The organism is Ensifer sp. PDNC004, from assembly GCF_016919405.1.
In the GTDB taxonomy this organism is placed as follows: Bacteria; Pseudomonadota; Alphaproteobacteria; order Rhizobiales; family Rhizobiaceae; genus Ensifer.
Map to the genome: position 1 here is coordinate 125,163 of NZ_CP070352.1, position 25,818 is coordinate 150,980.

The 25,818-nt window shown below is 61.9% G+C and carries 26 protein-coding genes; 8 read left to right on the forward strand and 18 right to left on the reverse strand.

Annotated elements, in window-relative coordinates; translation table 11 throughout:
• Window positions 1-430 precede the first annotated feature (430 nt).
• Window positions 431-1,444, forward strand: coding sequence for a 2Fe-2S iron-sulfur cluster-binding protein (locus tag JVX98_RS00550; RefSeq protein WP_205236497.1), 1,014 nt, complete (start codon window positions 431-433; stop codon window positions 1,442-1,444).
• Window positions 1,445-1,513: 69 nt separating this feature from the next.
• Here JVX98_RS00550 and JVX98_RS00555 read toward each other — a convergent pair whose 3' ends face one another.
• The 8 genes from JVX98_RS00555 to JVX98_RS00590 form a co-directional block, all read right to left on the reverse strand.
• Entirely contained in the window at window positions 1,514-1,972 is a 459-nt protein-coding gene (locus JVX98_RS00555; protein WP_205236498.1) for a transporter associated domain-containing protein, read from the reverse strand.
• 217 nt (window positions 1,973-2,189) lie between these two features.
• The gene (locus JVX98_RS00560; protein WP_205236499.1) at window positions 2,190-2,756 is read right to left on the reverse strand and encodes a DUF2076 domain-containing protein; all 567 of its coding nucleotides are present in this window, start codon (window positions 2,754-2,756) and stop codon (window positions 2,190-2,192) included.
• Window positions 2,757-2,783: 27 nt separating this feature from the next.
• Window positions 2,784-3,500 carry a Bax inhibitor-1/YccA family protein gene (locus tag JVX98_RS00565; protein WP_034790478.1) on the reverse strand — a complete coding sequence of 239 codons (717 nt, stop codon included), beginning with the start codon at window positions 3,498-3,500 and terminating at the stop codon, window positions 2,784-2,786.
• Between the two features lie 10 nt (window positions 3,501-3,510).
• Window positions 3,511-4,272, reverse strand: a complete 762-nt coding sequence (locus JVX98_RS00570) for an anti-sigma factor (protein ID WP_205236500.1) — start codon at window positions 4,270-4,272, stop codon at window positions 3,511-3,513.
• Window positions 4,265-4,795: a sigma-70 family RNA polymerase sigma factor gene (locus JVX98_RS00575; protein ID WP_205236501.1), complete on the reverse strand. Its 531-nt coding sequence runs from the start codon at window positions 4,793-4,795 to the stop codon at window positions 4,265-4,267. The genes JVX98_RS00570 and JVX98_RS00575 overlap by 8 nt, the downstream gene beginning before the upstream one ends.
• 141 nt (window positions 4,796-4,936) lie before the next feature.
• Window positions 4,937-6,187 (reverse strand): Zn-dependent hydrolase, encoded by a 1,251-nt coding sequence (locus tag JVX98_RS00580; RefSeq protein ID WP_205236502.1) that lies wholly within the window; start codon window positions 6,185-6,187, stop codon window positions 4,937-4,939.
• Between the two features lie 24 nt (window positions 6,188-6,211).
• The gene (locus JVX98_RS00585) at window positions 6,212-6,859 is read right to left on the reverse strand and encodes a TenA family protein (protein WP_205236503.1); all 648 of its coding nucleotides are present in this window, start codon (window positions 6,857-6,859) and stop codon (window positions 6,212-6,214) included.
• Between the two features lie 2 nt (window positions 6,860-6,861).
• Window positions 6,862-7,704: a BtpA/SgcQ family protein gene (locus JVX98_RS00590; protein WP_205236504.1), complete on the reverse strand. Its 843-nt coding sequence runs from the start codon at window positions 7,702-7,704 to the stop codon at window positions 6,862-6,864.
• A 25-nt stretch (window positions 7,705-7,729) separates the two neighbouring features.
• Here JVX98_RS00590 and JVX98_RS00595 point away from each other — a divergent pair, with 25 nt between their 5' ends.
• Window positions 7,730-8,629 (forward strand): ribokinase, encoded by a 900-nt coding sequence (locus tag JVX98_RS00595; protein ID WP_192449864.1) that lies wholly within the window; start codon window positions 7,730-7,732, stop codon window positions 8,627-8,629.
• A 31-nt stretch (window positions 8,630-8,660) separates the two neighbouring features.
• Here JVX98_RS00595 and JVX98_RS00600 read toward each other — a convergent pair whose 3' ends face one another.
• Genes JVX98_RS00600 through JVX98_RS00625 form a run of 6 tightly spaced genes read right to left on the reverse strand, consistent with a single transcriptional unit; the run spans window position 8,661 to window position 14,352 of the window.
• A complete protein-coding gene (locus JVX98_RS00600) occupies window positions 8,661-9,428 on the reverse strand; it encodes a glutamine amidotransferase (protein ID WP_034790452.1) in 768 nt (255 codons plus the stop codon).
• Window positions 9,429-9,467: 39 nt separating this feature from the next.
• The gene (locus JVX98_RS00605) at window positions 9,468-10,535 is read right to left on the reverse strand and encodes a phosphotriesterase (RefSeq protein WP_205236505.1); all 1,068 of its coding nucleotides are present in this window, start codon (window positions 10,533-10,535) and stop codon (window positions 9,468-9,470) included.
• A gap of 5 nt (window positions 10,536-10,540) precedes the next feature.
• The gene (locus JVX98_RS00610) at window positions 10,541-11,539 is read right to left on the reverse strand and encodes an ABC transporter permease (protein ID WP_192449862.1); all 999 of its coding nucleotides are present in this window, start codon (window positions 11,537-11,539) and stop codon (window positions 10,541-10,543) included.
• The gene (locus JVX98_RS00615; protein WP_205236506.1) at window positions 11,536-12,339 is read right to left on the reverse strand and encodes an ATP-binding cassette domain-containing protein; all 804 of its coding nucleotides are present in this window, start codon (window positions 12,337-12,339) and stop codon (window positions 11,536-11,538) included. Before JVX98_RS00615 ends, JVX98_RS00610 begins: the two co-directional genes overlap by 4 nt.
• Window positions 12,339-13,295, reverse strand: coding sequence for a substrate-binding domain-containing protein (locus tag JVX98_RS00620; protein WP_205236507.1), 957 nt, complete (start codon window positions 13,293-13,295; stop codon window positions 12,339-12,341). Before JVX98_RS00620 ends, JVX98_RS00615 begins: the two co-directional genes overlap by 1 nt.
• A 34-nt stretch (window positions 13,296-13,329) precedes the next feature.
• On the reverse strand, window positions 13,330-14,352 hold the full coding sequence (locus JVX98_RS00625) for a LacI family DNA-binding transcriptional regulator (RefSeq protein ID WP_246764835.1): 1,023 nt from the start codon (window positions 14,350-14,352) through the stop codon (window positions 13,330-13,332).
• Between the two features lie 242 nt (window positions 14,353-14,594).
• On the opposite strand from JVX98_RS00625, the gene JVX98_RS00630 reads away from it, so the two are divergent.
• Window positions 14,595-15,572: a L,D-transpeptidase gene (locus JVX98_RS00630; protein ID WP_205236508.1), complete on the forward strand. Its 978-nt coding sequence runs from the start codon at window positions 14,595-14,597 to the stop codon at window positions 15,570-15,572.
• A 96-nt stretch (window positions 15,573-15,668) separates the two neighbouring features.
• Here the strand turns inward: JVX98_RS00630 and JVX98_RS00635 are convergent, their stop codons facing one another.
• Together JVX98_RS00635 and JVX98_RS00640 are read right to left on the reverse strand one after the other, a co-directional pair.
• Window positions 15,669-15,857 (reverse strand): hypothetical protein, encoded by a 189-nt coding sequence (locus JVX98_RS00635; protein ID WP_205236509.1) that lies wholly within the window; start codon window positions 15,855-15,857, stop codon window positions 15,669-15,671.
• A 111-nt stretch (window positions 15,858-15,968) separates the two neighbouring features.
• Complete coding sequence (locus tag JVX98_RS00640; protein ID WP_205236510.1) at window positions 15,969-16,691, reverse strand: NIPSNAP family protein; 723 nt, start codon at window positions 16,689-16,691, stop codon at window positions 15,969-15,971.
• Between the two features lie 98 nt (window positions 16,692-16,789).
• Between JVX98_RS00640 and JVX98_RS00645 the strand changes: the two genes are divergently transcribed.
• Both JVX98_RS00645 and JVX98_RS00650 read left to right on the forward strand, forming a co-directional pair.
• Complete coding sequence (locus JVX98_RS00645; RefSeq protein ID WP_205236511.1) at window positions 16,790-17,398, forward strand: TetR/AcrR family transcriptional regulator; 609 nt, start codon at window positions 16,790-16,792, stop codon at window positions 17,396-17,398.
• Window positions 17,399-17,577: 179 nt separating this feature from the next.
• A complete protein-coding gene (locus JVX98_RS00650; RefSeq protein WP_205236512.1) occupies window positions 17,578-18,975 on the forward strand; it encodes a family 16 glycosylhydrolase in 1,398 nt (465 codons plus the stop codon).
• A gap of 111 nt (window positions 18,976-19,086) precedes the next feature.
• Here JVX98_RS00650 and JVX98_RS00655 read toward each other — a convergent pair whose 3' ends face one another.
• Together JVX98_RS00655 and JVX98_RS00660 are read right to left on the reverse strand one after the other, a co-directional pair.
• Complete coding sequence (locus JVX98_RS00655; RefSeq protein WP_205236513.1) at window positions 19,087-20,646, reverse strand: ABC transporter substrate-binding protein; 1,560 nt, start codon at window positions 20,644-20,646, stop codon at window positions 19,087-19,089.
• Between the two features lie 692 nt (window positions 20,647-21,338).
• Window positions 21,339-22,835 (reverse strand): PLP-dependent aminotransferase family protein, encoded by a 1,497-nt coding sequence (locus JVX98_RS00660; protein WP_205236514.1) that lies wholly within the window; start codon window positions 22,833-22,835, stop codon window positions 21,339-21,341.
• A gap of 159 nt (window positions 22,836-22,994) precedes the next feature.
• Between JVX98_RS00660 and tauA the strand changes: the two genes are divergently transcribed.
• From tauA to JVX98_RS00675, 3 genes are all read left to right on the forward strand, one after another.
• A complete protein-coding gene (gene tauA, locus JVX98_RS00665; protein WP_205236515.1) occupies window positions 22,995-24,011 on the forward strand; it encodes a taurine ABC transporter substrate-binding protein in 1,017 nt (338 codons plus the stop codon).
• Window positions 24,012-24,095: 84 nt separating this feature from the next.
• Entirely contained in the window at window positions 24,096-24,908 is an 813-nt protein-coding gene (locus tag JVX98_RS00670) for a taurine ABC transporter ATP-binding protein (RefSeq protein WP_043615157.1), read from the forward strand.
• A complete protein-coding gene (locus JVX98_RS00675) occupies window positions 24,901-25,728 on the forward strand; it encodes an ABC transporter permease subunit (protein ID WP_043615155.1) in 828 nt (275 codons plus the stop codon). Before JVX98_RS00670 ends, JVX98_RS00675 begins: the two co-directional genes overlap by 8 nt.
• The last annotated feature ends 90 nt before the right edge of the window (window positions 25,729-25,818 follow it).

Consider the following 25,818-nt stretch of genomic DNA (forward strand, 5'->3'; position numbering starts at 1 on the left):
TCAGTTCTTCGCGAAGGTGCGGTTTCCAACGATGGAAAGGTCAAGACCTCCAGAAATTTCTTTCGCTTACCCTGATGCGAATGATCAGGATCTGCCGGAAAGAGATTGGAAAATCTGCATTTTCGTCTTGTGTATTCTTAGCGGCCGGCACTCCGGTAGGGGAGCCGCCGCGCACGATTGAGCCGTGCTCTCCGCTGGGGCGCCACGCCACTCTCATTGGTGCCGTCGCGCCGAAAGTCCCGCCAGGCGATCGGTGCAGCTTCGCCGTCGCATTCAGAGCCTACGGCATCCGAACCCAAAAGCGTCGGCCGTAATCCGACACCCCTTGACCTTACCAGCGCTGGAAGCCGCAGCCTGCGGGCATTTCCGCTTGCCGCCGTCAGAAGCCGGCCGGCGAGCGGATCCGAACTCTCATGAGGAAACATTTGATATGACCGTCAAACGCATAGACATACGATCGGCGCGGACAAACCTGGAGGTGCATGCCGACCAGACCATTCTCGACGCCGCGCTCGCGGCCAAGCTTCCTTACCCCCATGGCTGCAGGTCCGGGCGGTGCGGCGCTTGCAAGTCTCGGCTGATCGAAGGCGAGGTGGAGCTGCTCCAGCATTCGCTCTTCGCTCTCACCGATGAGGAGAAAGCCGGCGGCCTTATCCTCGCCTGTCGGGCGCTTCCCGTAACGGACACTGCCGTGGCATGGCTTGGAAACGGCGAAGAAGATACGCCTCAGTCGCCCCAACTGCTAAACGGCATCGTGACGCATCTGGAGGACCTCACGCACGACATCAAGCTGGTGCGCATCGATGCCGTGGGTGGGGCGAGTTCGCGCTTCGTCGCGGGGCAATATGCCGATGTCCGCTTTGAAGGGGTCCCGGCCCGCAGCTATTCCATGGCCAATCGACACGGCGATGGCGGTGTGGAGTTCCACATTCGTCATGTCGTCGGCGGCGCGACCTCGCAACATGTGCACGGCGCTCTGAAGGCAGGCGACAGGGTGGCGCTGGAATACCCGATGGGATCGTCGTATCTGCGGGAGAACCATTCCGGTCCGATCCTCTGCATCGCCGGCGGCTCCGGTCTAGCACCGATCAAGTCGATCGTCGAAACGGCCCTTGCCCACGGCATGAAGCAGCCGATCCATCTCTACTTCGGCGCACGCAGCGAGCGCGATCTCTATCTCGTCGATCATTTCCGCGCGCTCGCCGAGTGGCACGCCAATCTCGTCTTCCAGGCGGTCTTGTCGGAGGCGGATTCGGCGCACCACCGCCGGGGGTTTGTGACAGAGGCCGTGGCCGAGGATCTGTCTGACCTCGACGGATGGAAAGCCTATGTCGCCGGCCCACCGCCGATGGTGGATGCGGCGATGGAGGTCGCCTTTGCGCGTGGCCTGAACCGCTCGGACATGCATGCCGACGTGTTTTTCACGCCCGAACCGGCGGAATAGCCACTGTCGGGCGTGAAAACTGGCGGAGCGGCTGCTTAACTCGCGATGCGGAAGCAGCCTGGCGGAAGCTCAGCGAAACTGCGCGCCCGCCATCTCCTCCAACTGCGGCCTTCTGATTCTGACCTTGTCGACGTTGCGGCCATCCAAGGCGACGACTTCATAGGTCAGGCCACCGAAGCTGACGCTTTCACCCTGGTTTGGCAAATGCCCCAGGCGCCAGAGAACGAGGCCCGCCAGCGTGGAGTAGCGGTCGGCCTCATCCACGAGATCGACGTCCAGCAGCTTTGAGACATGGCGGATATCGATCCATCCGTCGACGAGCAGCGCGCCGTCTTCCTCGTGCTCGACCGTCAACTGGTCGTGATCAGGCAAGGCCAATCCTTCTATTGTTAAGGGGAAAAGAAAATGCGTCGCGCGCCCGTCTGGCAGACGGCTACGAGCGCAACGGAAGTGACCGCGGAACCGCTTCAGCGGCGCCGCGATTGTAGGGTCTGATAAAGGTTGGTCAGGGTCGGCGTCGTCAGGCATGCCGCGTGGTCTGCCTTGTCGGATAGGCCAGATAAGGCGCGGCAAACAGCAAGCCGAACGCGGCCCATCCTGCGCGACCGGAGAGGTGGCGGGTCGTCGTGACCGGATGGCGGACAGGCAATGGGCTTGGTGCAGCTGGGATCATGAGAAGAGGATGGTCTTTGTAGGAGGCTGGCTTCCGGGGGAGGGGGATGATCCCCGGAAGCCAAAAGCGGCGTCAAATATCTTCGTCGCCGCCGAAATCCATGTCGTCAGCGGGCGCTTCCGGCTCCGGAGCCGGGGCGGCGGGTTGAGCGGCCTGGGCCTCGTTGCCGCCAAACATGCCCGCGATCGCGTTGCCGAGCAGGACGCCACCGGCGACGCCCATCGCAGTCTGCGCGGCGCCCGCGAGGAAGCCGCCGCCGGCGCGCTGTTGCATCGGCTGGCCGTAAGCCTGGCTCTGGTTGCCCCATGGCGAGCTCGGCGCGGCATGGCCATACCCGGCCTGTTGCGGCGCCGGGCGCGGAGGGGCAGCATTGCTGCCAAACATCGAGGCGAAGAAGCCACCGCGCTGCTGGCTCTGTGCACTGTGCGCTTCCAGTTCTTCAATGCGGCGTTGAGCCGCCTCCAGCGCCTGCTCTTGCACGACGATCGTCTGCGCCATGTAATAGGGCGCGCCCTGCTGCTGGCCGATCCGCTCCTGAATGAATCGGTCCGCTTGCGCGTCGCGCGGAGCGGATTGCCGCTCCGCCTGGGCGAGCTTGGAGAACAGGCCGTCGATAGCCTGCTGATCATTGCGATCCATGAGATATGTCCTTGATATCGGCGACTGTTATTCTTCCCGCTGGCCGGTGAAATTCAGCAGCAGCTGGAAGATGTTGACGAAGTTCAGGTAGAGCGAGAGGGCGCCGAAGACCGCCAGCTTCTGCTGGGATTCCTGGTCGAAGTTGTCGGCATACTGCTCCTTGATGTTCTGCGTGTCCCAGGCGGTCAGACCGACGAAGACGACGATGCCGATCACCGAGACGGCAAACTGAAGAGCGCTGGAGCCGAGGAAGATGTTGACGATCGAAGCGATCATCACGCCGATCAGGCCCATGATCATGAACGAACCGAACTTCGCAAGGTCCCGTTTCGTCACGTAGCCGTAGAGGCTCGTCGCGCCGAACATCGTGGCGGCGATGAAGAAGGTGCGGGCGATGCTGGCGCCGGTGAAGACCAGGAACACCGAGGCGAGCGACAGCCCCATGACGGCGCAGAAAGCCCAGAAGGTCATCTGCGCCGAAGATGCCGACATCGAGTGCATCTTGAACGAGAAGAAAAAGACGAAGGCGAGGGGCGCCAGCATCACCACCCACTTCAGCGGGGTGGAGAAGATCGGCACGTAAAGCGCCGGCGTTGTGCCGACGATGAAGGCGACGAGGCCCGTCACCACGAGGCCGAGGCCCATATAGTTGAACACGCGCAGCATGTGCTGGCGAAGGCCCTCGTCGAGGGCGGCGGCCGAAGCCTGGCTCATACCGCCGAAGCGGTTCTGATTCTGATACATGAAGGTTTCCTCAGTAAAGTGAGTTCTTGAGAAGCTCGGCCTCGTCGCTGAGGCCGATGCCCGGCGTGCTTGAAACGACGGCATAGGCAACCTCGCCGACCTGCCACCAGGCAGCCTCGGCATTGGATAGGTTGAGGTCCTTCACGGGTTCGACCGCGAAGCGACCGGGCCTGCCGGCGAAAAGTGAAATGACTGTGCCCGCATCGGTCTTGACGCTCATCTCGACGCTGGGGCCAAATTCCGAGGGGAACACCTGGACATCGACGACGTTCCAGCCCTTCGGGAGCTCCGGCATGACGATGGCGGTCGCGGCACGAATGTCGTCCCGGTCATAGGTCTGAACCTCCGGCTGCGACGGCATTCCCGCCCTGACGACCGAGGTCTGATGGGCGCGGATGGCGTGCTCCACGAAAGCCGGCGGATGGGCCGAGGCATTGACTTCGCTCGGGCCGACCGCCGAATGCGCAATCCACCCGACTGACACCAGCAAGCCGACCGCCGCAACTTTTTGCAGCGCGTTCCAAACGCGCGCATTGGCCAGGCCAGATGAAAGGCGCCGAGCCGCCTCGCGCGTTTCCGGACGACCGGCAACGGCGTCCGACGTCATCGCCAGCTTGAGCGTGGTGCGCATGCCAAGGTCGGCCATGACGCGCGCCGCAGCATCCGGGTTCCTGGCAAGCCAGGTCTCGACCCGTAGCCGACCGGTCGCATCCAGCTGATTGTCGATGTAGGCGTCGAGATCGCCATCGGTAATCGTATCGACGTCAGTCACTGTCGCCTCCGACAAGCTTCAGATGGTTGGGCTTCTTCCGACCGCTTTCGAAATCCCTGAGGGCCGCTCGTGCGCGCGAGACGCGCGACATCAAGGTCCCGACGGGAATATCGAGTATGTCGGCCGCTTCCTGGTAGGAGAGATCTTCGACCGCAACGAGGTGTAGGGCTTCGCGCTGCTCTTCCGGCAACAGCATGAACGCTTCGCGAACCTGAGCGAGCCGGACGCTGTGTTCCTGGTGGGCCGGGTAGGACGCCGCCGCTTCCTGCGCCGTCTGGCAGTCACGCTGGCCGCGCGACATCGCCGACCGCACGCGATCGATATGGGCGTTGCGAACGATGGCGAAGAGCCAGTTCCGAAGGTTCGCACCTGACCGGAACGTCGAGCGCCGCTCGTAGGCTCTCACCAGGGCATCGTGGACGAGATCTTCAGCGTCCGGCGAATTGCGCGCAAGCGAACGCGCATAGCGCCGCAGCGCGGCCAGCTGCCCAATAACGTCGAAAGCACCCTTCTTAGAATCCATACCCGCATATACGGAGCCGATGCGATTTCTCATCCATGGTCGACGAAAAAAATATCATCCACCCGGATGCGGCACATTCGGATGGCATATTCGCCATCATAAGCGGAGCGCGCTTGCGCTTTGGTTGCCCGGGCGCTGCCCCTATGTGCTCGCGGCTAGCGCTTCGAGGGTTGCGGCAAACAGCATACGGGCACCGTCGATGGAATGCGCGGGCTCGACATATTCCGCTTCATTGTGGCTGAGCCCGTCGCGGCAAGGCACGAAGATCATGGCGGCCGGCGCAACGCGATTGAGGAACAGGGCATCGTGGAAGGCGCCGGAAAGCATGCGCTTGGTCTTTAATCCGAGCGAGGCGGCGGCGCGATCGAGACAGGCGAGCAGGCCGTCCGAGAACAGGGCGGGCGGCATGTCGAAGATTTGCCGCGCTGTGCTCTGGCAACCGTTCGCTTTGGAGGCGCTGTCTAATGCCTGCCGGACCCGCGCCTCCAAGTCGTCGATGGCTTTGGTCTCCGGGTGGCGCAGATCGACGCTAAACGTGACCGAACCAGGTATCGCGTTCACCGAACCTGGTTCGACTGCGAAGCGGCCGACGGTGAAGCGTGCGCGCGGGTCGCTCGGCATGACATTCTTGTAAAGTGGTTCAAGCGCGGCAACGGCGGCGGCCATCGGGTCGCGACGGAATTCGAGCGCCGTCGTGCCGGCATGCGCTGCCTGTCCATCGATCGTGACCTCCAACCACCGCGTGCCTTGGATGCCGTAGACGATACCAACCGGTATGTTTTCCCGCTCGAGCGACGGCCCCTGTTCGATATGAAGCTCCAGGTATCCGGAGATCGGGAAGCCAAGTGGGCGCAATTCGGCGTCCGGCAAGGCTTTCAGTGTTGCCTCCAACTCGTCGACGAACGACGCTCCGTCGCGCCCGCGAAGATCGGACCAGGCCTCGGGGATCGCGCCGGCGGCAAATGCCATAGACCCCATCGTGCCCGGGGCAAAACGGCTTCCTTCCTCGTTGGTCCAGGCGACGACCTCAAGCGGAAGATCGGTCTCGATAGCGGCATCTTCGAGGCTCTCCATAACCTCGAAGGCCGTCAGGGTGCCGAGTGCCCCGTCAAAGCGCCCGCCGGTCGGCTGGCTGTCGAGGTGGCTGCCGATGACGAACGGCGGGCGATGAGGAAAACGGCTCTCCCGCCTGATGAACAGGTTGGCCATCGGATCCTGAAAGACACGAAAACCGCGCGCAAGCGCGAGTTCCGCCAGCATGAGGCGGGAGGCGCGATCCTCCGGCGACAAAGCCTGCCGGTTGACACCGCCGGCCGGCGTCCCGCCGATTCTTGCGAAATCGTCGAGACGCTTGAGCAGGCGCTTGCCGTTGATCGTTGTTCGAGAGGTCATCGTCGTTCTCACATGTCGCCTTGATCAGCCGTAGGCTGCATCATGAAAGGCGATTTCCAGCTGCTGCGCTCGCCCGAAGATCGCGCTCAGGCGCTTGCGCTCGGAAGCGTCGAGCGTGTTGCCGGCCGCATCGAGTTCTTGCTTCAGCCACATCGCCTGGGCCGCGAACTCATCATCGGCGTGCATTTCCACCCATTCCTTCAAATGCGGATCGGCAAACGATGACCGGACGGCCCTTTTCGACCAGGTCCAGTACATCCACTCGGCCGCGAACATGGCAGCGACGGTATCGAGGAAACCGCCGTTTCGGGCGATCTCGAGCATGCCCGCCCGGAAAGCCTCGACCTCAGCAACATCGAGATCATAGGCGCCGGGATCGATGTTGCGCTCGGCAAAAATCCGCTCGAAATAGGCGATCTGCTGGTTGGCGAGCGCGTCCAGAACGGCAACCAGCCAGCGCTTCTGTTCAATTGTCTCGGCTTTCGCCGTCGCGAAGGCGAAGATCGAGATCGCGGTTTCCACGAACGCGCCCTCATAGACGAGATAGCGTTCGAAAACCGGCGTGGGCAGGCGCTCCGTGACAATGTCATAGACAAAGCGATGGTTCACCATGGCTTCGAAGACGGCGGCGTTCTCCCGCAGGATCTGTTCCGAAAGCGTTTCAGCCGCCATCGTCACGCCTCGAGCGCGGGTTCGGCAGCGGCGCGGAAAGCCTTCACCCGCTCGATATCGACCGGGTTCCACCAGACCCCGCCGTGCTTCAGCGACGAGGCAACGATCACGCCGTTGGTGCGTTTGAGGATTTCGAGGATGTTGTCCTTGGTCACGCCCGAGCCGACCAGAAGCGGCAGGTTTGTCGCCGAGCCGATCTCCTCGATTTCCGCGATGGTGGCCGTATTGCCGGTGCGCTGACCGGTGGCGATCACGCCATCGGCGTCGAAGAAGGCGAGGTCGCGCGTCAGTTCCTGGATCGAGCGATCGGCAACGATGGCGTGGGCACCGTGCTTCACATGGCTGTCGGCAAAGACCTTGATGTGCTCGGCGCGCAGCAACGATCGGTAGCGCATCGCTTCTGCGGCCCGCCCTTCCATGAAGCCTTCGTTGGCGACATAGGCATTGGCCCACTGGTTGACGCGAATGAATTTGGCACCGCCAGCCATGGCGATGGCAAAGGCCGGGATCGGCGCATTGGCGAGAACGTTGATGCCGAGCGGCACACCCGTCGCCCGGGCGATCCGGTCGGTGACGACGGACATGAAGGCGGCCGTTTCGTGACCGATATCTTCCGGTTTGGAGAACGGCACGTCGCCGTGATTTTCGATCATCAGGCCATGCAGCCCCCCCTCGACCAAGGCCTCGGCATCGCGCATGCAGGCGTCGTAGATCGCGGACATATCGGCGCCCCGATAACGCGGCGCACCGGGGAAGGCCGGGCAATGGATCATGCCGATCAGAACCTTGTCAGTCCCGAATATTTCCCTTATGGCGCTTGAGGACTTGTCAGATATTTCCTGCATTTCTCTCCCTTTCGAAGGTATGTTCATGCACGCTTACGTAATCGGTAATGTGACGGTGGACGAGACCATCGCCGTGTCGGAAATGCCGGCTGCGGGCGCATCGATCCACGGTAGCCAGCGGTCCCGGGACCTTGGTGGCAAGGGCGCGAACCAGGCTGTCGTCATGGCCCGCACGGGCCTGCCGACGAGCCTTGTCGCAGCCTTCGGCGACGGTTTTCGCGCCGACATGATCCGCCAGCATCTGGCGAGCGAGCCGGTGGTCAGCAGGCTTGTGCCGGTCCTCGGGAAGTCCACCGACTTCTCGATCGTGCTGACCACGCCGGATGGCGAAAACGTCAACATCACGACCACCGACTCTGCACAGAACCTCACGCTTGCCGACGCCATCGCTCCGCTGACCGACGCGGTCCCCGGCGACCTTGCGGTGCTCCAGGGAAACCTGTCGGACGAAACGACACGCGGCATCCTTGAAGCTGCACGCGCTCGCCACATGATCACCGCCTTCAATCCGTCTCCCTTGCGTCCCTATTTCGGCACCCTGTGGCCTTTGATCGACATCGCCTTCCTCAACCAGGGCGAGGCGCAGGCAATGACCGGCACCAGCGGCGAAGAGGCTGCCCGCAAGCTGCTTGCGGCCGGCGTTCGCGAAGTCGTTCTGACCTTCGGCGGCGACGGAGCCATGCTCGTCACCGCCGAAAGCAGTGTCCGGATCGGCGCCGTCGAATGTGACGTCGTCGACACCACGGGCGCCGGCGACACGTTCATGGCGGTGGCGCTCGCATCCGCTGCACTTCGTGGCAGTCGTCTCGATCGCACCGCGATCGAACATGCAACACGGGCCGCCGCCATCACTGTCAGCCGTCCCGGAACCCGTTCGGCGTTTCCGTCGATTGAGCAGTTGCAAGCGATCCTCGCCGCGCGCTGAGGCTCTTCCCAGCGCGCGGTCCTCGCCGTGCTTAGCGCGCCGTCTCCGTCATCCATCCAAGGATGTTCTTCCAGAGGCGGCCGTAGCCTTCCCACTCGCAGAATGCCGGCGACAGCCAGTGCGGGCCGATATCGGACGTCCAGGCGGCGGTGCGCCCCTTGCCAAAGCCACCAAGCACGAGCAGCGGGTGCCCGCCCTGGTCTTCCGGGAGCCGGGCGATGACCTCGGCTCCATCGCGTACCTCCACTTCGTTGACGCCAAGAAGCAACGGCCAGCTGCCCGAAAGCCCCGCCATGGTCGGATGATCCGGCTTGACGACGTCGGCGACGGCACCCTCGGGAATCTCGACGCGGTCGTCATAAGGAAGGCAGGTGACCGGAAGCGTGTCTTCTACGGCCGTGCGGCGCCAGCGGGCCTTGCCGTCGATGCCCTGGAAGGAGAAGTAGCCGCCGACCATCAGCAGCGCTCCACCCTTTTCGACCCAGGCCTTGATGAGCTTCAAGCGGTTCGGAACGGTGCGCGAATGCAGCCATACTGCCGGCGGCAGCAACAGCGAGTTGGCGCCGATGTCGGAAAGGATGATCGCATCATACTGGTCGAGGCCGGCCATCTCATAGGGGAACTGGTCGACGGCGTCGTGCGCGGTCATGTAGGTCAGCTCGAATTCGCTGTCCTTGAGCACCTTGACGAGCGGTTCCGCGCCCAGGTGGAAGGTGACGCTGCCGAACTGGTCGAAACCCTTGTAGTGGGTGGCGGAGCTTACCCAGCTCTCACCGACGAGAAGCACTTTCTTTGTCATGGTCTATCCGTATGTCTTGAATTGCGTTGGGAGCCGATGTCAGGCCCCGGTTTGGAATACCGAGCGGGGATTGTCCCGCATCATTCTGTCGAGCGTGCCGTCGTCCAGTCCGTGCCGTTTGAGGCGCGGCAAGAAGTGGCGCAGGACGTAGGCGTAGCCGTTGCCTCCGTAGTGGCTGAGCATCATTTTCAGGAACACGTCGTGCGAAAGCAGGATGCGGTCCATGTGGCCGGTGTCCACCAGCCTGGCGATCGCCCGTGCCGCCTCTTCGTCACTCGGGCATTGCACCTGCTGATCGGCATAGAAGAAGTCCATGCCGATCATGTCGTATTCGATGAACGCCCCGCGCTCGGCGAGTTCGCTTTGATAGGCGAAGTCGCCGTGGGACGGGTTCATGTGGCAAAGTACGGTGTGGCGCAGATCCCCACCTTCCTCGGCGACGACATCGAGCACCCGGTGGCCGAGCCGGAACCAGCCGGGCAGGTGCACCATCAGCGGCAAGCCGGTCCGGACCTGCGCCCGGGCGGCCCCACGCAGGGACTTCTCCTCCGCTGGAGTGAAATCGGAGGAGACACCGATCTCGCCGATCAGCCCGATTTTGACGCCCGTGCCGTCGACACCGTCGATGGCCTCGCGAACGATGCCGTCGGCGATCTGGTCGACGCTCATGTCGGCGACCTCGGCCGGATGCGAGGAGGCAAGATAGTACCCGGCTCCCATCACGATGTTGAGGCCCGTCGCCTTGGAGATCCGCTGCAAGGCGAGCGGGTTTCTACCGATGCCCTTGCAGGTGGGTTCAACCACCGTGCGGCCGCCTTCAGTCGCGAAAGCCTGCAATTCGGCGATCGCCAGGGGTTCGTCGTCAAGCGTGATGTTATGCTTGTTGACGAAGGGGTCCTGGCGCAGTTCGCCAAGGATCTCCATGCAGACGAAGCCTTCAGCGAGATACTGACGCTCCTTCGTTTGCGGCGCGTTCCACCAGCAGCGGCAATCGTTGAGGATATGCTCGTGCATCAGCGTGATGCCGAGTTGATCCGCACCGATCGCGCCGTGCACCGTCATCACCTTGCCGGACCGCACATGTCCTTCGGACAGTTCCTTGCTCATGGCGGTCATCTCTTGCCGCCGAAGCGGAAGTTGGCGGTGAAGATCCGCGTATTGAGCCAGATCGCAACGAGAATGATCGCGCCGGTAACAATCTGCGTGAAGAACGGCGAGATATGCATGAGGATGAGGCCGTTGCCGATGACGGCGATCGTCATGGTGCCGAGCACGGTGCCCAGGATCGTTCCGCGGCCCCCCATCAGCGACGTCCCGCCAAGCACCACCGCGGCGATGACCTGAAGCTCGAAGCCGACAGCAGCATTCGAGGAACCGGAGCCGAGGCGCGCAGCGATCAAGAGGCCGGCAAGGGCGCAGGCGACGCCAGCGATCATATAGACCGAAGCGATCACCCATTTCGCCGGCATGCCGACGCGGCGGGCGGCTTCCATGTTGGACCCGACGGCGACGACCTGGCGGCCGTACTTGGTCGAGGATATGACGACATAACCAGCGACCGCGACCGCAACCGCGATCAGGGCAGGCATCGGAATACCCAGCAATTCGCCGCGGCCGAGCATGAAGAAGCCCGGGGCATCCTTGATCGGGATCGAATAGCCCTGCGTCAGATAGAGCGCCAAGCCGCGCAGGATCGACAGGCCGGCAAGCGTGACGATGAAGGCCGGAATCCCCTGATAGGCAGTGAACCATCCCTGCACGAAGCCAAGGAAGGCACCAAAGAAGAGCATCGCGATGACGACGAGAGGCCAGGGATACCCCATCGCCAAGACGATGGCCGCGACCGCATTGACCAGGGCGACCTGCGAACCGACCGAGAGGTCGATGCCGCCGGTGATAATCACCAGTGTCATGGCGACCGCGACGATGAGGATCGGCGCTGCTTGGCGGATGACGTTCAGAATGTTGCCGAGCGTCATGAAGGTATCGGTCGTGGCCGCGAAAAAGACGACGCAGGCCAGGAAGAAGAAGGCGATCGACAGGACCTGGGCGTTTTCCGAGAGGAAGTCTGCCGCGGGTGAGCCTTTCGCGCGTTCGGTGTAGGCCGTCATTGCTTGGCTCCTTCCCCGACGATCAGCTTGACGAGGTCTTCCAGGTTGGTCTTGCCGATTTCGCGCTCTGCCACCTTGGTGCCTTCGTACATGACGGCAATGCGGTCGCAGACGCGGAACAGGTCCTGGAGGCGATGGGTGATCAGGATGACCGAGACACCCTTTGCCTTGACGCGGTTGATCAGCGCGAGCACGGCTTCGACCTCCGCCACGGCGAGTGCCGAGGTGGGCTCGTCCATGATCAGGACCTTCGGATTGAACGATGCGGCACGCGCAATCGCGATCGCCTGCCGTTGTCCGCCCGAGAGCTGGGCGACCTTGCCGGTCAGCCGCGGAATGCGGATTTCCAGCGCGTCGAGCATCTTGCGTGCTTCGGCGAGCATGGTCTTCGTGTCAAGGAATGGTCCCTTGCTGATTTCTCGACCGAGGAAGAGATTGCCGACCACGTCGATGTGGTCGCAAAGGCTCAAGTCCTGGAAGACCATTTCGATATTGCGGTTGCGCGCATCTGCAGGTCCTGAAAAGCGGACCTCTTCGCCTTCCAGGGTAATGGTCCCGCCATCGGGAATGTAGGTTCCAGAGATGACCTTCGTCAGCGTCGACTTGCCGGCGGCATTGTCACCGACGAGGCCAAGGCATTCGCCAGGATAAATATCGAGGTCGACGCCGCGCAGCGCCTGGTGCGATCCGAACGTCTTGACGATCCCCTTCAGGGACACGCGGGGGCTGACACCGGCGCGGGAGGGCAAAGCCCCCCCGACACCAGCGACAGCGGGAGGATGCTGTCTTTCAGTCGTCATCATTTGAAGATCGCCCGATATGGCTCGACGTTGTCCTTGGTGACGATCGTTACCGGCACGGCGATGGTCTTCTCGACGCTGCCGCCGTCGGAGACCTTCTTCAAGGCGTCGACGGCAGCGGCGCCCATTGCAGAAGGATCCTGCTGGATCACGGCGGTGACGTAGCCTGCGTCGATGCCGGCGATCGCCTGGGCGGTAAGATCCCAACCGAAGACCTTGACGCTATCCTGCTTGCTCTGGCTTTCAACCGCGGCGATGGCACCCATCAGGGCCGGCTCGCCGGTCGCATAGATCGCGGTCAGGTCGGGGTTGCCGGTAATCAGGTTCTCGGCGGCCGCAAGCGCGTTGTCCTGCACGTTCTGTCCATCGACGACGCCGGCCGAACTGATGCCGTCGACATCCTTGATGGTCTTTTCAAATCCTTCCTGGCGAACGTTCTGAATGAACGAGTTGAGCGCGCCGACGACACCGATCTTGGCTTTGCCATCGGCGTTGGCCTTGATGTAATCGAGGAAGAACTTGCCCATGTCGGCGCCCGCCGTGGCGTTGTCGACTCCGATCTGCGCCTTCTGCGGGCCTTCCGGAAGGATCGCATCGATGGCAACGACGGGGATCCCGGCTTCGGCCGCCTGATTGACGGCCGGCATGATGCCGTTGACGTCGATTGCGACGACGGCGATGCCATCGACCTTCTGCTGAATGTAGGTTTCGATCGCACTATTCTGCGCGGCCGGGTCGTTGTTGGCATTGAAGATGACGAGCTTCGCGCCGGCAGCGTCAGCTGCCTTCTGCGCGCCTTCGTTCATCTGGTTGAAGAAAAGCGCCTGCTGGTTGATCTGCACGAGTGCAAAGGTCTTTTCGGCGGCAAGGGCCGGCGAGAGAGCCGCGCCGAGGGTCGTCAACGCCGTGAATCCAAGCGTGGCGATTAAGGTCCTGCGTTTCAAATTCCAGTTCATGTTCTCATCCTCTGTTGGTTCTCCATTGCGTGATTTATCGTTTCGCCGGCGGAGCAACGGATTTCCGCACGACGATTTCGACTGGCAGGAGCTCTTCGACGAGAGCCTGCTTGCCCTGCCAGTTTGTTTCGAGAAGAAGGGAGAGGGCACGCTCGCCGATCGCGCGGACCGGCTGGCGGATGGCGGTCATGGGCGGACCGAAAAGATGCAGCGGGCCGACATCGTCGAAGCCGATGACAGAGACATCGTCGGGAACGGACACCCCCTGGTCCCGGAAGACCTCGATCATGCCGATGGCGATTTCGTCCGAGCTGGCGAAGATCGCCGTTGCTGGGCGGCCTTCCTCGATGAAGCGTTTCGCCGCCCACCGACCAAAGGTCACGGTGTAGTCGCCCGCGTATTTTGACAGCCGGAAATCTTCGCCGAACGCATCGCGCAGCGCCCGCTCAAGACCGTTGAAGCGTCGATGCGAACTGATCATCGCTTCGGGGCCGCCGACGAAGAGCACATCCCTATGCCCGAATTCGGCCAGATGCCGGCCGGCGAGCGATCCACCCATCTCGTTGTCGCAGAACAGCTTCGGTGCCTGGGCGCCGGGGACGTCTTCGTCGGCGATCACGACTTTGCCGGTGCGGTTTATCAAGGTGGCGAGTTGACCGTCATCCGGGTGGTTGGTGACGAAGATCAGGCCGTCGACGTGATTGCGTTCAATCAGTTGGAGATAGGCGACCTCACGACCGGCCCGGTTCAGGGTGGCGTAAAGAGAGACGGCAAGACCGCGGGTATCCGCCTCTTCTTCGACGGCTGCCACGAGGGTTGCGAAAAAGGGGTTGGCAATATCCGGAACGACAAGACCGATCGTGTCGGAGCGACCGCGGCTAAGCCGGCGGGCATGCGGGTTGGGCTGGTAATTGAGGTCGCGGATCGCATCCGAGATCCGCTTCTTCGTCTCGAAGGGCAGGTCGAGCGATCCGTTCAGCAGGCGCGACACCGTCGTCACTGAAACGCCGGCAGCTCGGGCTACATCCTTCAGACCTGTGACGCGTCGTGTGGTCACCTTGGCTCCATCCCTTGCCGTTGTAAACCGATTTACTAAAACGCTTTACAATAAGATTTCGAGTTTCATGTTCTGTCAAGAGACTTTCTCGGACGCGGCGGTGGCGCGCGCATCTGGCCACGGATTTGGGACGATTGGCGGCGGCGAAAAGACCTAGAGACAGATGGCGTTTGCTCTTGAGAAAACAGCATCTTGGCGCCGCGAGGCGGGAACAAATCAGCGCCCTGATCGATTGAGCGATCATGGAAAACAAAGTTCTTTGGGCAGCGCTGATGTTGCTATCCCCCGCCGTGCTGGCCAATGCCCAGACGCTTCAGCCCGAAGCCATCGACCGCGCTTCGATCACGCCCACCACGTTGGAGCGGACGACCGAGGTCTCGGACACGCCGGATGCGGCCATCGTCCGGCTTCAGGTTCTTCTCGATCGGGCAGGGACTTCGCCCGGCGTGATCGACGGATTCGCCGGCGAGAATGTCGCCAAGGCGATCGCCGCCTTCGAGACCATGCAAGGCCTGCCCGCTGACGGAAAACTGGACGCCGACGTGATCGAGCGACTGTTGGACCAGACGACGGTGGTCGAGCCCTATGTCATCTCCGAGGACGACGTCAAAGGGCTGGTGGCTGAGATTCCCGAAGACTATTCCGAGCAGGCGAAGATGGATCAGCTCGCATACACGAGCGTTGCCGAGAGGCTGGCCGAGCGCTTCCACATGGATATCGATCTCCTCAAGGCACTCACTCCGATTTCAACGTTCTCGGTCGGTGATACGGTCTCCGTTGTGAACCCAGGCGCGCCGAGGCAAGGAACGGTCAAACGCATCGAAGCACACCGGCGCACCGGTCAAATCTTGGCGCTTAGCGCTGATGGTACGCTGATCGCGGCCTATCCGGCGACCATCGGCAGCAGGGAGACACCGTCTCCTTCGGGAACGCACGAGGTCAAAGGCGTCGCCCGAATGCCGCCCTACGTCTACAATCCGAGGATCAACTTCAAGCAGGGCGATAACCGAAAGGTCCTGACCTTGCCGGGTGGCCCGAACGGCCCGGTCGGCACCGTCTGGATCGATCTCTCGAAGCCCACTTACGGAATCCACGGGACGCCCGAACCTTCGATGATCGACAAGTCGGGATCGCACGGATGCGTTCGCCTGACCAACTGGGATGCGGAGGAGTTGGCGGCGATGGTCAAGCCTGGCGTCATCGTCAAGTTCGTCGACTAAGCTACCGAAGACGCTCAGGAATTTCCGAATGGTCAAAAGCCGAAATCGGCCACCGAACACGCCGGTGATCGTTCCCGCAATTCCCAAGTCAAAACTTCAGCGGATGCGCGTCTGAACGCGCACGATGTTCATCTGAAGCTCGTGGCTGGTTGCGTATCTGCCAAGCACCTTGATAAGGCGCAGCTCTTCGGTCTTGTGAATTCCGGTCCGCCGGCAATAATCCGCGACGTCCCAGATATGCTTGATCTGGGAGCTGTCGACTGTTCGAACATCCGTGTGTTTCATCCCGTGCCTCCCCTAACCCAACACAACGTTTGGAGGCCGGTTTGGTTCCGCCAGGATAGGTTCCCGGCGGTTATCGCCTATGCGTGCCGTGCCATAGTGGATGAGCGACGGCTACAGGGTGCAGAGCGAGCGCGACGTCGGGGTCAGCCTCGAAACCTCGATCCTTCGCCAGCACTGGCTATCCATTCGAGGAAAGACCTCATTGGTCCATCTGACGTCGTTGCTCAACCGCTCCTGATGCCGTGAAAGGCCGTCCTCGTCCTCATGCATTTCAAACCAGGCAAGCACCGTGTCGCCTTGACGGACGGGGAGCCTCGGGAAGGCGTTTGCGCTGCGCTCGGTGACGAAAACCGCATCGATTCGAGCGCCGGCTTCTTCGAAGATCGGCAGCGCCTCGGCGATGAAGAATGCGGCGAAACGGTCCTCCGTGCCGGGGGCCAGCGAGCAGATGTTCACAGTGACGAGACCTTTGGTCGACCGTGCCTGCTTCTCCCTTGCAAGATTGCGGGCAAACGGCTGTGTGCCGGCGACAGGCTTCAGCAGCAACACGTTGTCCGAGTTGAGCATCGTCTCGTTTGCTAGAGATCCATGCTCTTTCCAGACCGGCCCCGAATAAAAGGCCGCCAACGCCTCCGTTCGCGTCTCCATATCCGCAAAGGACCGTACCCAGACGAAGGCGTCGGGATCACCGCAGTCGCGGAATTCACCTTCGACACGCATTCCAAGCGCTTCCTGCGGATCGACAAATTCGCGGTCGAACAGATCGATCAGGCGCTCCCTTCCGCCGGGATGAAGTCGGTAGCGGCGAAGTTCGTAAACGGCGTGCGGTTTCATGATTCCTCCAAAACAGGTCGATTGTCCTGTTTTTAATAACAGGTTGATCGACCTGTTTTGTCAAGGCACTATGTGAATCGAATTGTCAGGCGACGGTCATGATCGAACACAAAAGAACCAACGACCCGCAAGCGGTGCGCCGCAGGATCGTGGATGCGGCCTATCAGGCCTTTGTCACGCAAGGATACCTCGCGACGGGAATGTCGGAACTGCGCGCGACGGCTTCCGTGTCGGGCGGTGCAATGGCGCACCACTTCCCGGCCAAAAGAGAACTTGGATTGGCCGTTATCCGCGATCGCGTCGCTGAGGCGGTGCAGGAGACGTGGATCGACCCGCTGCGTACCGCCAGCGATACGCCTGCAGCAATTGATCGGATAATCACCGAGATCATCAAAGAACTCTCCGAGAACGGTTCCGTCTCCGGCTGCCCGCTGAACAATATGGCGATCGAAGTCTCCAAGCACGATGACGAGATGCAGGAGGCACTGGGTGCGATTTTCGACGCCTGGGAGAAAGCGCTGGCGGCGCGATTCCACGAAGACATCCGCCTGAAACGCGTCGCGGACATTCAACCTAACAGTCTCGCGACCTTCATCATCGCCGCCTATTCCGGCGCCATGGCGATGGCAAAAGCCAGTCAGGACACGCGCCCGCTCGTGAACTGTCAGGCGGAGCTCGCAGCCCTTCTCGCGTCCAAATACGCCTAGGTCGGTCCGACCGATGCGCTCGCTTTCGGTTGGTGGTTTTGACACCCTTTCGGCTTCCAAGCCGAAGGCCTTCATTCGAGATTCTTCGCAAATGTCGCCGGTGTGGGCGACAGGCCACAGCTCTAGATGCTAGAGGTGTTCATCGGGAAGGGGCACTCCAGTAAACAGGAGACTTCTCGATGAGCAGAACAGCCATGAACGCCCTTGGACAACCGCTTCATTACAGCGGAAGTTCGACCGCATGGTTTTCCGCAACCGGATCCGGGTCCACGCTCTACGGAACACCCGGTAACGATTCGATCTGGGGCGACAGTTCCGTCGACGTGACCATGTTCGGCGGCACGGGCGACGACATCTACTACCTCTATTCATCGGCGAACCGGGCCGAAGAGGCGCCCGGCGAAGGGATCGACACGATCGATACCTGGATGAGCTACATCTTGCCGGAGAACTTCGAAAACCTGACCGTCACCGGTGACGGCCGACACGCCTTCGGCAATGCCGCCGACAACATCATTGCCGGTGGCTCCGGCAGCCAGACCATCGATGGACGCGCCGGCAACGACGTGCTGATCGGTTCCGGCGGCGCGGATACCTTCGCGCTCAAGCGCGGCAACGGCAGCGACCTTGTCGCCGATTTCAGCTCCAACGATACCATCCGCCTCGACGGATACGGGATCACCTCGTTCGAAGAGGTGCTGGCGAGTGCGGCCCAGGAGGGAAACGATCTCCGCCTCCATCTCGACGATGGCGAAAGCCTGGTCCTGGCGGATACGACAGCCGATGAATTGCAAGAAGGCCAGTTCCAGTTGAGCCTGGACCGATCCGGCCTGACGCAGACCTTCTCGGACGATTTCGAGATGCTTCAGCTCACCGACGGCACGAGCGGCATTTGGGATGCGAAATACTGGTGGGCGCCGGAGGAGGGGGCGACGCTCTCGGAAAACGGTGAACTGCAATGGTACATCAATCCGAGCTACGGGCCGACCGCATCCGCCAACCCGTTTTCGGTCGAGGATGGTGTTCTAACGATCACCGCAGAACGTGGACCGGAGGCGATCCAGTCCGAGATCGGCGGTTATGACTACACGTCCGGAATGTTGACGACCTATTCGTCCTTTGCCCAGACCTACGGTTACTTCGAGATGCGGGCCGACATGCCGGACGATCAAGGCGCCTGGCCCGCTTTCTGGCTGCTCCCCGCCGACGGTTCCTGGCCGCCGGAGCTTGATGTCGTCGAAATGCGCGGGCAGGACGCCAACACCGTCATCACCACCGCCCATTCCAACGAAAACGGCGAGCACACGATCGTCCGAGACGGCGCGCAAGTCGCCGATACCGACGGGTTCCACGACTACGGCGTGCTTTGGACGGAAGACGAGATCGTCTGGTACTTCGACGACACGGAGATCGCCCGCGCCGATACACCAGCGGACATGCACGAGCCGATGTATATGCTCGTCAATCTCGCGGTCGGCGGAATGGCCGGTTCGCCCGATGGCGATTTTGACGATGGGGCGGAGATGAAGATCGATTCCATCGAGGCCTATGCGCTCGACGCCGACTGGCTGATCTAGACGGACGAGAGACGAAGGGAGCCGGCAGCATCCACGCTGCCGGCTCCGGCTGAGCCTATCTGGTAGTGAAGGGGAGCTGCGACGGTCCGCCGTTTCAGCTCCGCAACAGAGCTACTCCGCGATATGCGTGAGCCAATGGCGCGGCTTGTTGTCGGCGAGCTGAGCGACCTTATCGATCTTGTTGCTCATCACCCAGGCCATTGGCTGCTGGTGCAGCGGCAGCATGATGATCTCGTCCTTGACCATCTGCATTGCCTTGGTCTGCAGATCGAGCCGCTTCGTCCGGTCCATTTCCGTCGAGGCCTGGATGATCAGCTTGTCGATCTCAGGATAGCTCCAGCCGCCCCAGTTGAAGACGCCCGCCTTGTCGCTCCTCGTCTCGATCATCTGAAGCAGGATAGAATAGCTGTCGAGCATCGGCTCGTTCGCCCAACCGATGATGTAGACGTCCGACAGACCGCCCGTGCGCTTGGGCGCCTGTGCGGCCGTCGGGCCGATGTCGAGCTGGGGCTTGAAGCCGGCGCGGCTCAGCATGTTGACGATGCTCTGGCAAAGCTCCTCTTCGTTGACATAGGCCTCGTTCGTGCAGACGAGCGTGAAGGGGAGATCGCTGGCGCCGGCCTCGGCAAGCAGTTTCTTCGACAATTCGGGATCGTACGGTACGACCTTGTCCAGTGCCTCGACATATCCCGGGATCTCCGGCGCAACGATCGCACCCGCTGTCCTCGACTTGCCGCGCATGACCCGCTTCTGGATGAGCTCTGTGTCGAGCGCGTGGGCGACGGCCTGGCGGACACGCAGGTCGTTGAACTTGTTGTCGACGCCGTCAGCCAGTTTCGGCTTGCGGTTGAAGCCCATCATGATGGTGCGAAGGTCCGTGCGCTCCATGACCTTCAGGTCCGGCTGCGCGACAAGGCGTGGAAGATCCTGCGCCGGCGCATTCTCAGTGAAGTCGATCTCGCCTGACAGCAGTGCCGCCACGCGTGTCGCGGCCGAGACGATCGGCGTGAACTCGATGCGATCGATGTTGGATTTCGCCGGGTCCCACCACTCGTCGTTCTTGACGAGAACGGTCTTGCTGTCGGGCGTGCGGCTTTCGAGCTTGAACGGGCCCGTACCGTTGGTGTGATAGGTGGCGTAGCCCTCGATCTTCTTGCCGACATCTGTCGGCTTCAGCGAATTGTTGTCGGCGAGCCATGTGGCGTCGAAAATGTGGATGTTCGTCAGGTCGTTCAAGAGCAGGGGATAGGGGCCGGTCAGTTCGATATCGACAGTGCGGTCGTCGACCTTCTTCGCAGACTTGTAGGCCGGGAGGTTGCCCCGCAGCGGTGATGCCGGATCGCTAACCCGCGTCAGCGAGGCGATCACGTCATCGGCCGTGAAATCGGCGCCATTGTGGAACTTGACGCCCTCGCGCAGATGGAACCGCCAGACGGTGTCCGATACCGTCTCCCAGGAGGTCGCCAAGGCCGGCTCGATCTTCAGGTCGGCGTCAAAGCGGACGAGCCCTTCATAGACGTGATTGAGGAAGGACAGCGTGTAGCTGTCGCCATAGGAATAGGGGTCGAGCGAGTAGATATCGCGCGAAGAGCCCCATTTGAGCGTCTCCGCGTGAGCCGCCGCGGAAAGCGCCGTCGACATGGCGGCTGCGAGGATCAGTTTCTTGAGCATTCTGCTGTTCTCCTTTGTTGAGGTCACCGGTCCCCTTGACGGGAATCTTCTTTTTAAGAGGCATGAACGGCGCACAGGCCGTCCGTCTCGCCGCCCGGTAAGGGCGGCCAGTGGCATGATCTATCGTTGGCGCGGGCATGACCTTCGCGGTCGTGTCGATCACCGCAAAGACCTTTGAGTGCCTATGCGGGGATCTTGATCAACTGGCGTTCTTGGATGGCGATGCGCCCAAGCGAAAGCCTCCTGGCAATGCTTGAAGCGCCAGATCCTGTTGTCGATAGCGGTCGTTCGATGGCCAACGCCAGACATCGACTCGAACAGGGACACATCTCTGCGCCGCTTATGGATGCGGCTCAGAAACCCAATGTTCGGCGGTGCACGCTTGGAATGGCGTGCGAATGAGGAGATGTCAGGCGTGCCGGCCCGGCGGTGCAGGCGGGTATGTTTGGTATCGCGAAAAGACGTGCGAGTACGCTGTCTTCTGAAGCCCTTGCATCAACCTGCTCCTCCCTAGCTCGTTGCTGCTAGGCGGCACCATCGCACGCCAAAAGTATTTGTCAACGCTTTTGTCGACAATCATGAATACGATTATGGCGACAATCTTGGTGGCGACTGATCGGCCCGCTACGGTTGTCGCTCGCAACGTTCTGAACAAGTGAGATGGCTTTCAGGCCAGGGCGCGCACCGCCTTGTCACTTTGCGATGAAGGTTTGCTCGCTCCCGCCGCAAAGCGTGTCGATGCGGGCGCGGACGCGGGCAACGCCCTCGGCAATGCTTGTGCTCGGAATCGACGAATATCCCATCCGGAAGTAGCGGCAGGGCTGGTCGCTTCTGGGGAAGAAGGGCGAGCCGGATTCGACCAGCACGCCGTCCTGCCGCAATTCGCTGACCAGCCGGTCGGCGTCGAGCCCTTCCGGTCCCTCCATCCAGAAAGACGTGCCGCCGAAGGTCGAGGAGCCTGCGACTTTCAAGTTCGCCCTGCGTAGGGACTCGGCCATGATCACATGGCGTTTGTGATATTCGGTCCGCATGCGGTGGAGCACGGCGTCATAATGGCCGAGCGCGAGGAAATAGGCTGCGGTGCGCTGAAGATGCCCGGGCGGATGACGCAGCATCAGCGAGCGAAGCGCGCGCGCCTCGCGAATGAAGGGGGCAGGTGCGACGAGGTAGCCAAGCCGAAGCCCGGGAAACAGCGACTTCGAGAAGCTGCCGATGTAGAGCACCCGACCCGACGGATCGAGCGCCTTCAGCGCCGGCGAGGGCGGGGCGAGGTAGCTGATCTCGAACTCGTAATCGTCCTCGACGATGACGAAATCCCGTTCCTCCGCAGCCTGCAGCAGTTGCGTTCGCCGGTCGACCGGCATGGTCGCGCCGGTTGGCGAGTGATGGCTCGGGGTCACGAAAACGGCGTCCACCTTCTCCGGTAAGGCATCCGGTGACAGGCCCTCGCCATCGACATCGACGGTCGTGACATCCGCACCGCTCAACAGCAGCGAGGCGCTGATATCGGGGTGGCAAGGGTTTTCGCAGACGGCGGCGGAGCCCTTCTCCAGGATCAGGCGGGTCACGATCCAGAGCGCATTCTGCGCGCCGACGGTAACGAGGATTTCGTCCGGCGTGGCGTGGATGCCGCGGCGCGGCAGCGTGCGGGAGCAGATATAGTTCACCAGCCGCACGTCGTCGGCCGCGGCAAAGTCGCTCGCCATCAGCACGAAGTCCTCGCGCGCCAGAGCGCGGCGGGCACAGTCGCGCCAGGCATTGAGGTCGAAGAGCGTCGGATCCATCTGGCCATAGAGGAAGGGGAACGGGTAGCGCCGCCAGTCCAGCGGCTTGGCGACCTGGCGCACGACGCCGAAGCTCATCTTGATCTTACGGCTCCAGTCGACCGGATTGGACCCGGCGGATGGACGCTCCCCCTCCACATCCATGCCCGGCGGATTGCCGGAGATCCGATACGAACTGCGGTTGACCGCCTCGACGTAACCCTGGTTGATCAGCTCCTGATAGGCGAGCGTCACCGTGATGCGCGAAATCCTGAGATAGTCGGCGAGCTTTCGGCTCGACGGCAGATGCGCGCGCGGCTGCACCCGTCCGGCGAGCACGGCCGAAACGACTGTCTCACGCAGCTGCGCCTGCAGGCCGATACCGCTCTCTCGGTCGATGAAAAAAATGGTTTCTGAAACGTTCATCTGCACGGCGCCTGCTCCCCTTGGCGACGTTAAACTGGATCTATTCAACTTCCAGACTGGATATAACGCAAGCCGGATCTCGGCCTTATCGTCATCAACAAGACCGGAGAAACGGTCAGCGAATAAACAAAAGGGAATAAACAAAGAGGAGGAAGACGAATGCTACATGGACATTTCAGACGACTGGCCGCGGCGGCCAGTATAGTCGCGAGCCTCGCCGCATCCGGCGTCGCTTATGCCGAAACGAAACTCGTCGTCGGCTATCAGCAGATCGTGGGCCCGTTCGTGGCCGCGATCGCCGATGGCCGCTTCGATGCAGCCGCCAAGGAGGCCGGCTATTCGATCGACTGGCGCCAGTTCAGCTCGGCCGGCGACATCACCACGGCGCTCGCCTCGGGCGACGTGCCGATCGGGGTTCTCGGTTCGACCGGCACGGCATCTGCCGCAACGCGCGGTGTCGAGCTGCAGCTTTTCTGGATCCTCGACAATATCGGCCAGTCGGAAGCGCTGGTCGCCCGTGAGGGTTCGGGCATCGAGACGCCGGCAGACCTGAAAGGCAAGAAGGTTGCCGTGCCGTTCGTCTCGACGTCGCATTTCCACCTGCTGGTCGGCATGAACAAGGTCTGGAACGTCGATCCGCGCGAGGTGGAAATTCTGAACCTGAAGCCACCACAGATCGTGGCCGCTTGGCAGCGTGGCGATATCGACGCCGCCTATGTCTGGCCGCCGGCGCTCTCGGAAATCCAGAAGACCGGCAAGACGATTTCCGACTCTGAAGTAATCGGCGCTGCGAGCGTCCCGACCTTCGACGGGCTGGTGGTGGACAAGGCCTGGGCCGCGGAAAATCCGAAACTCATGGAAGCCTTCACCAAGGTTCTGGCCGATGCCTATGCCGACTACAACGCCAACAAGGCGGCATGGACGGAGGAATCGCCTCAGGTCGAAGGCATCGTCAAGCTGATCGGCGGCGATGGTCCGAGCACGGTCGAAGCCCTACGCCTGCTTTCGTTCCCGAATGCGGATGAGCAAGCCTCCGAGGTCTGGCTCGGCGGCGGCGCCACGCGTGCGCTGACCGAAAGCGCCAAATTCCTCGTCGAGCAGAAGCAGATCAGCCAGTCGCTCGACGACTATGCGCCTTACGTGAACGCCGACTTTGCCAAGGCGGCCGCACAATAGGCTAAGCTGCCGATTGCGCCGGCCGTTGAGGAGCGGCCGGCGCACCATCATAGACCGTGACCGAGGTGCAGGGAGGCATTTCTCATGGAAACACTCAGCGTCAGAAACATCAGTCTGACCTATCCGGGCCTCTACTCGGACCAGGCGATCATCGCCCTGAAAGGCGTCAATCTTACCATCAACAGCGGCGACTTCGTCGTCGCCCTCGGTGCCTCGGGCTGCGGCAAGACTACCTTGCTCAACCTGATGGCAGGCTTCATGGCGCCGTCGGAAGGTGACATCACGCTTGGCAACCACCAGGTCAACGGCCCGGGCGCCGAACGCGGCGTCGTCTTCCAGAAACACGCGCTTCTGCCGTGGCTGAACGTCATGGAGAACACTGAATTCGGCCTCAAGCTGCGTGGCGTCGACAAGGCGACCCGGCGGGAGCTTGCCACCAAGAACCTGGCACTTGTCGGCCTGCAGGACTTTCACCGCCACATGATCTATCATCTGTCGGGCGGCATGCAGCAGCGTGTGGGCATAGCAAGGGCGTTGACCTGCGACCCCGCGATGCTCCTGATGGACGAGCCTATGGCAGCGCTCGACGCGCTGACGCGCGAGACCATCCAGGAACTGCTCTTGAAGGTCTGGCAGCTCACCAACAAGATGTTCTTCTTCATCACCCACAGTGTGGAGGAAGCGCTGTTCCTCGGCTCGCGGCTGATCGTCATGTCGCCGCGCCCGGGCCGCATCACCCACACCTACGAGCTCAACTTCAACAAGCGTTTCCTCGCCGAGGGCAATGCGCGCGCGATCAAGTCCAGCCCGGAATTCATCCGCATGCGCGAAGAAGTGCTCGGCATCATCTATGGCGACGAACGCGCGTCCGGCAACCCGGAGGTGGCCCATGCTTGACAGAGTGACCCGGGCCAAGCCCGTAAAGGCCGGCAAGATCTTCGGCGCTCCCGGTGACGGAAACAGCGGCCTCATCAGCTTTTCGACAACGGTCGTGATCGTCGCGCTCTGGTTTCTCGTGACCGAGGGCGGCTGGGTCAAGCCGCTCTTCCTACCGTCGCCTCTGGCGGTCTGGGACAAGTTCATGCTGGCGATGACCGACGGCGTTTCGAACTCGACCTTGATGCAGCACACGCTCGCCAGTATCGGCCGCGTCTTCGGCGCCTTCCTGCTGGCATTGGTGACCGCTGTGCCGATCGGCGTACTGATGGGCGTCAACCGCTTCGTGCGCGGACTGTTCGACCCGATCATCGAATTCTACCGGCCGCTGCCGCCGCTTGCCTACCTGCCGCTCGTCATCATCTGGCTCGGCATCGGCGAGTTCCCGAAGGTCTTCCTGATCTATCTGGCGATCTTCGCCCCGATGGCGATTGCCGCAAGGGCAGGGGTGCGTTCTGTCTCTACCGAGCAGATCCACGCGGCCTATGCGATGGGCGCCACCCGTGGCCAGGTGATCAGCCAGGTGATCATGAAGGCGGCTTTGCCCGAGATCTTCACCGGCATGCGCATCGGTATCGGCGTCGGCTGGACGACCCTGGTGGCCGCGGAAATGGTGGCGGCCAACCGAGGCCTCGGCTTCATGGTACTCAACGCCGCCGAGAACCTCGAAAGCGATACGGTGATCATGGGCATCTTCATCATCGGCATCTTCGCATTCGCCTTCGATCTTTTGATCCGCTACCTCGAAAAGGCGCTGATCCCCTGGAAGGGCCGCCTCTAACCGGCGACCACCTCCGACACTTCAACTGAATAAGGCCTGGCGGCCTTTTGAAGACGGTCTTTCCCGTCTCCGGCGAAGCCATGCCTGACG

What these genes read in the sequence shown, in the direction of transcription:
- JVX98_RS00600 (WP_034790452.1), bottom strand. Translation starts at nt 9,428, where the DNA reads ATGACAAAGAAAGTGCTTCTCGTCGGTGAGAGCTGGGTAAGCTCCGCC.
- JVX98_RS00565 (WP_034790478.1), bottom strand. Translation starts at nt 3,500, where the DNA reads ATGTATCAGAATCAGAACCGCTTCGGCGGTATGAGCCAGGCTTCGGCC.
- JVX98_RS00575 (WP_205236501.1), bottom strand. Translation starts at nt 4,795, where the DNA reads ATGGATTCTAAGAAGGGTGCTTTCGACGTTATTGGGCAGCTGGCCGCG.
- JVX98_RS00655 (WP_205236513.1), bottom strand. Translation starts at nt 20,646, where the DNA reads ATGCTCAAGAAACTGATCCTCGCAGCCGCCATGTCGACGGCGCTTTCC.
- JVX98_RS00650 (WP_205236512.1), top strand. Translation starts at nt 17,578, where the DNA reads ATGAGCAGAACAGCCATGAACGCCCTTGGACAACCGCTTCATTACAGC.
- JVX98_RS00630 (WP_205236508.1), top strand. Translation starts at nt 14,595, where the DNA reads ATGGAAAACAAAGTTCTTTGGGCAGCGCTGATGTTGCTATCCCCCGCC.
- JVX98_RS00640 (WP_205236510.1), bottom strand. Translation starts at nt 16,691, where the DNA reads ATGAAACCGCACGCCGTTTACGAACTTCGCCGCTACCGACTTCATCCC.
- JVX98_RS00550 (WP_205236497.1), top strand. Translation starts at nt 431, where the DNA reads ATGACCGTCAAACGCATAGACATACGATCGGCGCGGACAAACCTGGAG.
- JVX98_RS00585 (WP_205236503.1), bottom strand. Translation starts at nt 6,859, where the DNA reads ATGGCGGCTGAAACGCTTTCGGAACAGATCCTGCGGGAGAACGCCGCC.
- JVX98_RS00595 (WP_192449864.1), top strand. Translation starts at nt 7,730, where the DNA reads ATGCACGCTTACGTAATCGGTAATGTGACGGTGGACGAGACCATCGCC.
- JVX98_RS00660 (WP_205236514.1), bottom strand. Translation starts at nt 22,835, where the DNA reads ATGAACGTTTCAGAAACCATTTTTTTCATCGACCGAGAGAGCGGTATC.
- JVX98_RS00615 (WP_205236506.1), bottom strand. Translation starts at nt 12,339, where the DNA reads ATGACGACTGAAAGACAGCATCCTCCCGCTGTCGCTGGTGTCGGGGGG.
- JVX98_RS00560 (WP_205236499.1), bottom strand. Translation starts at nt 2,756, where the DNA reads ATGGATCGCAATGATCAGCAGGCTATCGACGGCCTGTTCTCCAAGCTC.
- JVX98_RS00675 (WP_043615155.1), top strand. Translation starts at nt 24,901, where the DNA reads ATGCTTGACAGAGTGACCCGGGCCAAGCCCGTAAAGGCCGGCAAGATC.
- tauA (WP_205236515.1), top strand. Translation starts at nt 22,995, where the DNA reads ATGCTACATGGACATTTCAGACGACTGGCCGCGGCGGCCAGTATAGTC.
- JVX98_RS00670 (WP_043615157.1), top strand. Translation starts at nt 24,096, where the DNA reads ATGGAAACACTCAGCGTCAGAAACATCAGTCTGACCTATCCGGGCCTC.
- JVX98_RS00580 (WP_205236502.1), bottom strand. Translation starts at nt 6,187, where the DNA reads ATGACCTCTCGAACAACGATCAACGGCAAGCGCCTGCTCAAGCGTCTC.
- JVX98_RS00610 (WP_192449862.1), bottom strand. Translation starts at nt 11,539, where the DNA reads ATGACGGCCTACACCGAACGCGCGAAAGGCTCACCCGCGGCAGACTTC.
- JVX98_RS00555 (WP_205236498.1), bottom strand. Translation starts at nt 1,972, where the DNA reads ATGCCTGACGACGCCGACCCTGACCAACCTTTATCAGACCCTACAATC.
- JVX98_RS00590 (WP_205236504.1), bottom strand. Translation starts at nt 7,704, where the DNA reads ATGCAGGAAATATCTGACAAGTCCTCAAGCGCCATAAGGGAAATATTC.
- JVX98_RS00635 (WP_205236509.1), bottom strand. Translation starts at nt 15,857, where the DNA reads ATGAAACACACGGATGTTCGAACAGTCGACAGCTCCCAGATCAAGCAT.
- JVX98_RS00620 (WP_205236507.1), bottom strand. Translation starts at nt 13,295, where the DNA reads ATGAACTGGAATTTGAAACGCAGGACCTTAATCGCCACGCTTGGATTC.
- JVX98_RS00605 (WP_205236505.1), bottom strand. Translation starts at nt 10,535, where the DNA reads ATGAGCAAGGAACTGTCCGAAGGACATGTGCGGTCCGGCAAGGTGATG.
- JVX98_RS00645 (WP_205236511.1), top strand. Translation starts at nt 16,790, where the DNA reads ATGATCGAACACAAAAGAACCAACGACCCGCAAGCGGTGCGCCGCAGG.